Annotated in this window: 10 protein-coding genes and 2 pseudogenes; 7 read left to right on the forward strand and 5 right to left on the reverse strand. The window is 62.1% G+C overall.

Annotated elements, in window-relative coordinates:
• Positions 1 to 567, reverse strand: a 567-nt coding sequence (locus J0I64_RS08105; RefSeq protein ID WP_291407088.1) for a YdcF family protein, incomplete at its 3' end; no start/stop codon positions are given.
• 193 nt (positions 568 to 760) lie between these two features.
• Between J0I64_RS08105 and J0I64_RS08110 the strand changes: the two genes are divergently transcribed.
• The 5 genes from J0I64_RS08110 to J0I64_RS08130 all read left to right on the forward strand — a co-directional run bounded on the left by J0I64_RS08110 (position 761) and on the right by J0I64_RS08130 (position 4,273).
• A complete protein-coding gene (locus J0I64_RS08110; protein WP_291407089.1) occupies positions 761 to 1,558 on the forward strand; it encodes an amino acid ABC transporter ATP-binding protein in 798 nt (265 codons plus the stop codon).
• Positions 1,559 to 1,619: 61 nt separating this feature from the next.
• Entirely contained in the window at positions 1,620 to 2,372 is a 753-nt protein-coding gene (locus J0I64_RS08115) for a transporter substrate-binding domain-containing protein (RefSeq protein ID WP_291407090.1), read from the forward strand.
• Positions 2,373 to 2,427: 55 nt separating this feature from the next.
• On the forward strand, positions 2,428 to 3,240 hold the full coding sequence (locus J0I64_RS08120; RefSeq protein ID WP_291407091.1) for an ABC transporter permease subunit: 813 nt from the start codon (positions 2,428 to 2,430) through the stop codon (positions 3,238 to 3,240).
• A complete protein-coding gene (locus J0I64_RS08125) occupies positions 3,240 to 3,974 on the forward strand; it encodes an ABC transporter permease subunit (protein WP_291407092.1) in 735 nt (244 codons plus the stop codon). The genes J0I64_RS08120 and J0I64_RS08125 overlap by 1 nt, the downstream gene beginning before the upstream one ends.
• An 11-nt stretch (positions 3,975 to 3,985) precedes the next feature.
• Complete coding sequence (locus J0I64_RS08130) at positions 3,986 to 4,273, forward strand: MTH1187 family thiamine-binding protein (RefSeq protein WP_291407093.1); 288 nt, start codon at positions 3,986 to 3,988, stop codon at positions 4,271 to 4,273.
• A gap of 15 nt (positions 4,274 to 4,288) precedes the next feature.
• On the opposite strand, the gene J0I64_RS08135 is transcribed toward J0I64_RS08130, so the two are convergent.
• The 4 genes from J0I64_RS08135 to J0I64_RS08150 all read right to left on the reverse strand — a co-directional run bounded on the left by J0I64_RS08135 (position 4,289) and on the right by J0I64_RS08150 (position 7,062).
• Positions 4,289 to 4,732 (reverse strand): response regulator, encoded by a 444-nt coding sequence (locus tag J0I64_RS08135; RefSeq protein ID WP_291407094.1) that lies wholly within the window; start codon positions 4,730 to 4,732, stop codon positions 4,289 to 4,291.
• A gap of 98 nt (positions 4,733 to 4,830) precedes the next feature.
• Positions 4,831 to 6,042, reverse strand: a complete 1,212-nt coding sequence (gene uxuA / locus J0I64_RS08140; protein WP_291407095.1) for a mannonate dehydratase — start codon at positions 6,040 to 6,042, stop codon at positions 4,831 to 4,833.
• A 58-nt stretch (positions 6,043 to 6,100) separates the two neighbouring features.
• Positions 6,101 to 6,448, reverse strand: a complete 348-nt coding sequence (locus tag J0I64_RS08145) for a DUF4326 domain-containing protein (RefSeq protein WP_291407096.1) — start codon at positions 6,446 to 6,448, stop codon at positions 6,101 to 6,103.
• A complete protein-coding gene (locus J0I64_RS08150; protein ID WP_291407097.1) occupies positions 6,445 to 7,062 on the reverse strand; it encodes a trimeric intracellular cation channel family protein in 618 nt (205 codons plus the stop codon). Before J0I64_RS08150 ends, J0I64_RS08145 begins: the two co-directional genes overlap by 4 nt.
• Positions 7,063 to 7,153: 91 nt before the next feature.
• On the opposite strand from J0I64_RS08150, the pseudogene J0I64_RS08155 reads away from it, so the two are divergent.
• Positions 7,154 to 7,408: pseudogene (locus J0I64_RS08155) on the forward strand (hypothetical protein); the annotation flags it as partial.
• A pseudogene (locus J0I64_RS08160) lies at positions 7,408 to 7,678 on the forward strand (Cro/Cl family transcriptional regulator); the annotation flags it as partial. The pseudogenes J0I64_RS08155 and J0I64_RS08160, both read left to right, overlap by 1 nt.

A 7,678-nucleotide genomic window follows, 5' to 3' on the forward strand; every position in this document is an offset into this window, starting at 1 on the left:
CGAGGTTACGAGGATGATCGACTTCGCATCGCCGAGCAGCGACTTGGTGTAGGCCACGTTCTCGTCGGTATTGCGTGACTCCCCTTCCAGCACCAGCCGCTCCTCGGGAATATCGAAAGCGCGGAAGAAACGGGCCGCCGTGGTGGCTTCTGCCTCGCCCTCATCGGTCAGCGCGCCACTCCCGCCGCTGATGACGATGCGCGCCTGAGGATATTTCCGCGCCAGCCAAAGCGTCGTGGTCAGCCTGTCCCCGGCCTCGTTGAGCTCGGCAATCTGCCGCGCCGAACTCGGCCGTTCCAGCGTCGCGCCTCCCAGCATGATGATAGCATCGACCGCCGCGGGCGCCGTGGCAGGAACCGCAAAGCGGTCCTCAAGCGGTTGCAGGAGCACATATCCAAGATTGGTGAAGCTGACGGTTCCCTGCACCAAAAGTCCCAGAACAAGCGCTGTAACCGCAATCCTCTTTCGTCCAAAAAAGACGGCCAGCACCGCAGCGAGCAGCAACAGGAAGACCACGCTGATCGGCTGCGCCAATAGCCAGAAAATCTTTGAAACCCAGAAGAACATCAATTTTCCCGTTCGTTTCGAGCCCGTCTTGTGCCCGCATTCGTCCAAAAGTCCAAGTGCGCTGGGCACTATCGCTTTTTCCCCTTGCTATCTCATCGTCATTTGCTTTTGTTGGAGGCGGTCAAAATTGCCGGCCTTAAAATAAGGCAATTGCCGTTCAGGGAACGCCCGAATACCGGGTCATATGGTGAGCATGCCGGAAGCCAAACCCGCCCGGGCGGGACTATCGCCTGTTGTAGAACTGCGCGGTTTGCATAAGTCCTTCGGGGCACTTGAAGTGCTCAAAGGCATTTCCTTCACAGCCCATGAGGGCGAAGTGATCTCGCTGATCGGCTCGTCCGGCTCCGGAAAGTCGACGCTGCTGCGCTGCATCAACATGCTCGAAGTGCCCGACGCCGGTGACGTACTCATCGACGGCGAGGCCATCCGGCTGCGCGGAACCGGTGAAGGTCGCCACGTGGCCGACGAAGCGCAGATCCGCCGCATCCGCTCCGAATTGGGCATGGTGTTCCAGTCCTTCAATCTCTGGGCTCACATGACGATCCTCGAAAACGTCATGGAGGCTCCCCTCGTCGTCCAGGGCCGCCAGCGCGCCGAAGTGGAAGCGGAAGCCCGCGCCATGCTCGACAAGGTGGGTATCGGTTCAAAGACCGACGCCTATCCGTCTCAGCTGTCCGGCGGCCAGCAGCAAAGAGCGGCTATTGCCCGCGCCCTCTGCATCAATCCCCGCGTCATGCTTTTCGACGAGCCAACGTCGGCGCTCGACCCGGAGCTCGAGGTCGAAGTGCTGCGCGTCATCAAGGTTTTGGCCGACGAAGGCCGGTCCATGGTGCTCGTCACGCACGACATGGAGTTCGCCCGCTCCGTCTCCGACAAGGTCATTTTCCTCCATCAGGGCCAGATCGAGGAGGAAGGCACCCCGGACGAAGTGTTCGGCGCCACCAAGTCGGCCCGCCTCAAACAGTTCCTCAACGCCGCCAGCCACAGCTAGCGGTACCTATCAGACCCGGAAAACCGGGCAGTCACGCGACGTCAAACGCAACGGAGAAAACATGAAGAAGATTATGCTGGCAGCAATTGCCGCTCTCGCCCTTGGCGGTTCGGCCATGGCGCAGGAAACCGTGCGCATCGCCACCGAAGGCGCCTATGCGCCGTGGAACTTCCTCGATGAATCCGGCAAGCCGGCCGGCTACGAGATCGATCTCGCTGGCGCCATCTGCGAAAAGGCCGGTCTGACCTGCGAATTCATCGTCAACGATTGGGATTCGATCATCCCGAACCTGCTCGCCGGCAACTACGATGCCATCATGGCCGGCATGTCGATCACGGAAGAGCGCCTGCAGACGATCAACTTCAGCGACGAATACTTCCCGCCCGATCCGTCGCGCTATGTGGCCCTGGCCGGTGAAAACATCAACTTCGAGCCACTGGCCGGCGCCCGCATCGGCGTTCAGGGCGGCACGATCCAGGCCGCCTATGCCCAGGCAAACCTGGCCACCGACAACACCGTCGTCTCGTTCAGCACCGCTGATCAGGCAGTGGCCGACCTTTCCGCCGGCAACCTCGACACCATCTTCGCCGATGGCGCCTATGTCGACCCGATCGTCAGCGCCTCCAACGGCGCCATCGAATATACCGGTCCGGAAATCATGATCGGCGAAGGCATGGCTATCGGTCTGCGCAAGGATGAAACCGAGCTGACCACCAAGCTCAACGACGCCATTGTTGCGCTCAAGGCCGACGGCACCGTCGACTCCCTGATCGCCAAGTGGTTCGACGGCCGCGGCCCCTACTACTCCGAATAAAGACCTGTGAGCGAGGGGTACGCCCCTCGCTCGCTCCCGAACTGGTGCAAGGCCCATGAACGACGACATCGCCTTCTGGCTCAGCTATCTGACCAATGGCAAGCATTTGGCCTGGTATGCCAGCTTCCAGTTCACGATTTTTGCTGCGCTGATGGGCGGCGGCTTGGCCGTTGTCTTCGGCCTCACCGGCGCGACCCTAAAGAACTCCCGCTTCCTGCCCCTGCGCCTCATCGGCACGATCTATTCCTCGATCGTGCGCGGCGTGCCTGACGTCCTCTTTTTTCTCTTCTTCCCGCTCGCCTTCGAGCAGGCCGTAGAGTGGGTAGTCGCCAGCCAGATATGCACACCCGAATCCATAGCCGCGCAAACCTCGGCCTGGCCGCCCTGCAAGGAAGCCAACTGGTTTCTCGGCACGACTGAATACCTGTTGCTGGCCAGCGTCTCGCTCGGTCTCGTCTACGGCGCCTTCGCCACAAATGTCATTCACGGTGCGCTGCGCTCGGTGCCCACTGGCCAGCTAGAAGCAGCGCGCGCCTTTGGCATGTCGCCCGGCCAGGTGCTGTGGCGCATCCAGATTCGCCAGATGTGGGTCTATGCCCTGCCCGGCCTCTCCAATGTCTGGATGCTCGTCGTCAAGGCAACCTCGCTGCTTTCGCTGCTGCAGATCGCCGACATTGTGCTCTGGGCCGACCGCCTCGGCGCCCCGAACTTCCTGCCCGCCGTCGGGCTTGTGCACGAGGATTGGCGCTGGCGCTATTATCTCGTGCTCTTCGTCTTCTATATTCTCGTCACCTGGCTCTCCGAGCGCGCCTTCGAGGCCATTACGCGCCGGGTCGGCAAGGGCATTCTGAGCGAGGCACGCGTCTGATGCAGCCCCTCCTCAACGATCTCGCCATGATGTCGCAAGCGGTCCTCTTCAATATCTACTTTGCCGCAGCCTCCATCCCCATCGGCTTTGTGCTGGCCGTCTTCCTTGCCCTCGGCAAGGCCTCGCCCAATCCGCTGATCAACTGGCTGTCGCGCGTCTATATCTACGCCTTCCGGGGCTCACCGCTCTTCATCCAGTTCTTCATGTTCTACTCCCTGGCGCTCTCGCTCAACCTTGCGGTGTGGAAGCCCCTCGGCATCTCGGGTTTCGTACTTCATCCGCTCTTCATGGGCCCGCTGGTGCTGATCCTGAACACGGCAGCCTATACCGGAGAAATCTTCTATGGCGCCCTGCGCGCCGTGCCGCGCGGTGAAGTTGAAGCGGCCAAGGCCTATGGCATGTCGCGCAGCCAGCAGTTCCGCCACGTCATCTGGCCCAATCTCATTCGTCTCGCCTGGCCGGCCTACACCAATGAGGTCGTGTTCCTGTTCCACGCCACCGCCATCGTCTATTTCGCCCTGCCGGTCATCGGGGCTCAGGCCGACCTCATGGTAACGGCCAAGACCCTGTTCGAGCGCGACTACAATGCGTTCCTGCATTTCTCCGTGGCGGCGCTCTACTTCCTCGCGGTGTCGCTGGTGGTGTTCTTCCTCTTCGGCCTCGTTTATCAGCGTCTGATGCGCCACATGCCGGCCCCGCCGCGCATGCGCTTCAAGCCCAAATGGATCCGCTGACAGGAAAGACCATGAAGATCATCGCCGACCTCTGCATCGTCCCCATGGGCGTAGGCCCGTCCGTGTCCGCCTATATCAAGGAAGTGCGCGACATCCTGGCAGGCACCGGTCTCACCCACGAGATGCACGCCAACGGCACCAATATCGAAGGCGAAATGAGCGCCGTCAGCGCTGCCGTGGAAGCCTGCTGCGCGCGCCTGCACGAACTCGGCGTCGAGCGCATCTTCTGCACCATGCATTTCTCGACCCGCACCGACAAAGTGCAGAACATGGCGGACAAGCTGGCGAGCCTCGCGTAAGGCTGCGGCTTCCGCCTACCGGCCTGCCGCTCGCTGACGCCGGCCAGTCTCCGGCAACACAGCATGGAGCGCCGCGCTCACGTTGGAACTCTCCAGCGGCTTGGGCACCACGCCGTCAGCGCCTGCCTCCAGCGCCCTGCCCCGCTCGCCGAGCATGCAGATCATCAAGACGGGTATCGCGCTCGTCTGTGGGTCCGATTTAAGCGCCGCCAGCACATCCCAACCGTCAAAGCCGGGCATCAGCACATCGAGCAGGATCGCGCCGGGGCGCATCGACCGCGCGATCTGCAGCGCCGAATGCGGCGCGCCGGTCAGGATCGGCACATAGCCATCGGCAATCAGCAGCCGTTCGGCGACGTCCAAAACGCTCTGATCGTCATCGACCACCAGAACGCGCATGGCCTCACCCGCTTCGGTGGGACCAGAATTGCGGGTATCCGCGGGCCTCAAACTAGCCAAGGCCCGCTGCACTGCACCCCGCAATCCCATTACACACCTCTTGCCGAATCTCCCGGCAGTGTCGGCGGCGCGGCCTTCACGGGTGGTAAACCAGATCGTTACAATCCAACCGATCCGTGCTCGAGCGCCATCATGACACCGCGCAATTCGGCCAGGCCCTTCATCCGCCCGATGGTCGGATAGCCCGGCTGCGCCCGGCGTCCGAGATCGTCGAGAATGTCCTGCCCATGGTCGGGTCGCATGGGAATAATTGCATCCTTGCGTCCCTCTGCCTGGCGTCGACGCTCTTCGCGGACGATCGCCGCGATCAGCGCCACCATGTCGGTATCGCCGCCCAGATGCTCGGCCTCGTAGAACGAACCGGCGATGTCATCATTGTCGCGCTTCACGTTGCGAAGGTGCAGGAAATGCACCTTGGGCCCAAAGCGCTCCATCATCCCTGGCAAGTCATTGTCCGGCCGCGCGCCAAGCGAACCAGAGCACAACGTCATGCCGTTGGCGGGGCTGTCGACGGCGTCGAGAATGTACTTGTAGTCCGCCTCGGTCGACATGATGCGCGGCAGGCCGAGTAGTGCGAACGGGGGATCATCTGGATGGCAACACAACCGCAGCCCCAGCTTTTCCGCCTCGGGCACCACCTCTTCGAGAAACTCCACAAAGTGCTTCCGCAGCTGATCCCGGCTGATATTGCCGTATTCGTCGAGATGGGCCTGAACGTCTTCGAGCGACATGGACTCCGTCGAGCCCGGCAGACCCATGGTCACGTTGCGGCCAAGGCGCTTCTTTTCGTCCTCGGTCATCGCCGAGACGCGCCGCCCTGCCTCGTCGGCAATGGCATTGGTGTAGCCGGCAGCCGCGCCCGGTCGCTTCAGGATGTGAATATCGAAGGCCGCGAAATCATTGATGTCGAAGCGCATGCACGAGCCGCCATTCGCGACTGTCCAGCGCAGGTCGGTACGCGTCCAGTCCAGCACCGGCATGAAGTTGTAGCAGATCACTTCCATGCCGCTCTCGGCGAGGTTGCGCATGGAAATCTTGTAGTTGGCAATGTGCTCGCGCCAATTGCCCTTCTGCTTCTTGATGTCCTCGCTGACCGGCAGGCTCTCCACCACGTCCCAGGTCAGGCCCGACGCGGTCCCGTCCTTGCGGGTGGCGATTTCCTTGTAACGCTTGGCGATCTCTTCCTTGGTCCAGACCACGCCATTGGGCACATGATGCAGTGCGCTCACCACGCCGGCTGCGCCGACCTGGGTGATATCATCGATGCTGCAAAGGTCTTTGGGCCCGAACCACCGCCAGGTCTGTCGCAACTCACAACTCCATTCTTGTATGGTAGTGCGAGTGCTAGCACATTTTGAGATCAAAACCCTAGCTGTTTGCGAGCCTTATGAGCGTTTCCACATGACACGGGGTTCCCGCGGCACACCAGCAGGCCAGGTTCTTGCCGGCGAGATCGGCCTTTATTTTTTCGAGCGCCGGGGGCTGCCTGTCGGTCTTGAGTTCGCCCACGATCCAGCGTGCATGGCGCGCCACGGCCTCTGCCTGGGCAGCGGCGCGATCAAGCCCCGTTTCCGCTGCAACGCCGTCAATGCTGAAAGGGTTGCCCCAGGGGCCTGGCCGCGCCACCGACTGTGCCGGCAATCCGTTGATCGCGCGGGATGTGGCCTGCAGGTCAAAACCCGCCCGCCGAGACAGCGCGATCCGCACCGGCTTCATTCGCCCATGTCCTTGTCGAACACGAATTTGGGCATTTCCCACTTGAACATGATCGAGAGCACCCGCAGCGGAAAGCCGACGCCCAGCGCCACCAGCACCATCAGGTCCGTCGGCAGACCGAGCGTCAGACCGAGATAGTAGATCACCCCGGTGACAATCGAAACAGTGGCATAGAGTTCGCCATGGAAGACCAGCGGAATATCATTGCAGAGAACATCACGCAGGATGCCCCCGACGATCCCCGTCACCATGCCGGCGACGATAACGATGATGGGATGCGCCCCCGTTTCGATCGCCACGTTGCAGCCCACGATGGTGAAGACGACGAGCCCCAGCGCGTCGAGCAGCAGGAAGGGCCAGCGCAGCCGATCAACCACCCGCGCAATAGCAATGGTGAGCAGCGCCGCCCCGCAGACCAGCAGCAGCACATAGGGCGTCTTGACCCAATAAAGCGGGTAGTGATCGAGAAACAGGTCCCTCGCCGTGCCGCCACCAAGAGCGGTGACGCAGGCAATGATGCACACGCCAAACCAGTCCATATTGCGCCGTCCGGCCGATAGTGCCGCCGTCATCGCCTCAGCAGTGATGGCGACGTAAAACATGATCATGAGCATAGGGAAGACCTGAAGGCGCGTCGAAACCGGGTTGTCGGCCCCACGTTACAGAAGCAGGGTCTTGCGTCCAGAGCCGAGAGAGACTTGTCCCATGCGTCAGCCGAAAACCGTCCGCGCGCTGGAAGCCTGCGGGCGGGTTCGCCTGTCCGAAAACTTCTTCATGCGCGACTTTCTCTATTCCGGGATTCGCGTCATCAACGGCTTCCGGAACCTGCCTGACGACCCCGATCTCGCCATCGCCGCAGGCAAGCGGCTCTGCGAAGACCTGCTCGAACCCCTGCAGGCAAAGTTCGGCCGTATCTCGGTGCGCTCGTCCTATCGCTCACCAGAGGTCAATCACTTCGGCGCTCTTCTCGGGAGCAGGCGGCGCGGCTCTCCGACCTTTCCGAGCTGATGGCAGGCGAGGGCAGGGCCGCCGCCCTTTCGGCCGCCCGTCTGCCGATGGACGAGATGCGCGACGCGTTCGAGCGGCGCCCCTGTCACTTTCCGGCGATCGAGGAGGAGGCCGAGGCGTTCGGCAAGCTGCTGGCGCCCGGCGAGGATCTGATGGGCGCCTTGAAGGACTGGCTGCGCCGCGAGCACGGCATCGTCGTCAAGGTTCTGCCGGTGGCGACCA

It is taken from the genome of Devosia sp., assembly GCF_017307565.1.
In the GTDB taxonomy this organism is placed as follows: Bacteria; Pseudomonadota; Alphaproteobacteria; order Rhizobiales; family Devosiaceae; genus Devosia.

Excerpts from the sequence above, each read along its gene's own strand:
- J0I64_RS08110 (WP_291407089.1), top strand. The coding sequence starts at position 761 with ATGCCGGAAGCCAAACCCGCCCGGGCGGGACTATCGCCTGTTGTAGAA.
- J0I64_RS08115 (WP_291407090.1), top strand. The coding sequence starts at position 1,620 with ATGAAGAAGATTATGCTGGCAGCAATTGCCGCTCTCGCCCTTGGCGGT.
- J0I64_RS08120 (WP_291407091.1), top strand. The coding sequence starts at position 2,428 with ATGAACGACGACATCGCCTTCTGGCTCAGCTATCTGACCAATGGCAAG.
- J0I64_RS08125 (WP_291407092.1), top strand. The coding sequence starts at position 3,240 with ATGCAGCCCCTCCTCAACGATCTCGCCATGATGTCGCAAGCGGTCCTC.
- J0I64_RS08130 (WP_291407093.1), top strand. The coding sequence starts at position 3,986 with ATGAAGATCATCGCCGACCTCTGCATCGTCCCCATGGGCGTAGGCCCG.
- J0I64_RS08145 (WP_291407096.1), bottom strand. The coding sequence starts at position 6,448 with ATGAAGCCGGTGCGGATCGCGCTGTCTCGGCGGGCGGGTTTTGACCTG.
- J0I64_RS08150 (WP_291407097.1), bottom strand. The coding sequence starts at position 7,062 with ATGCTCATGATCATGTTTTACGTCGCCATCACTGCTGAGGCGATGACG.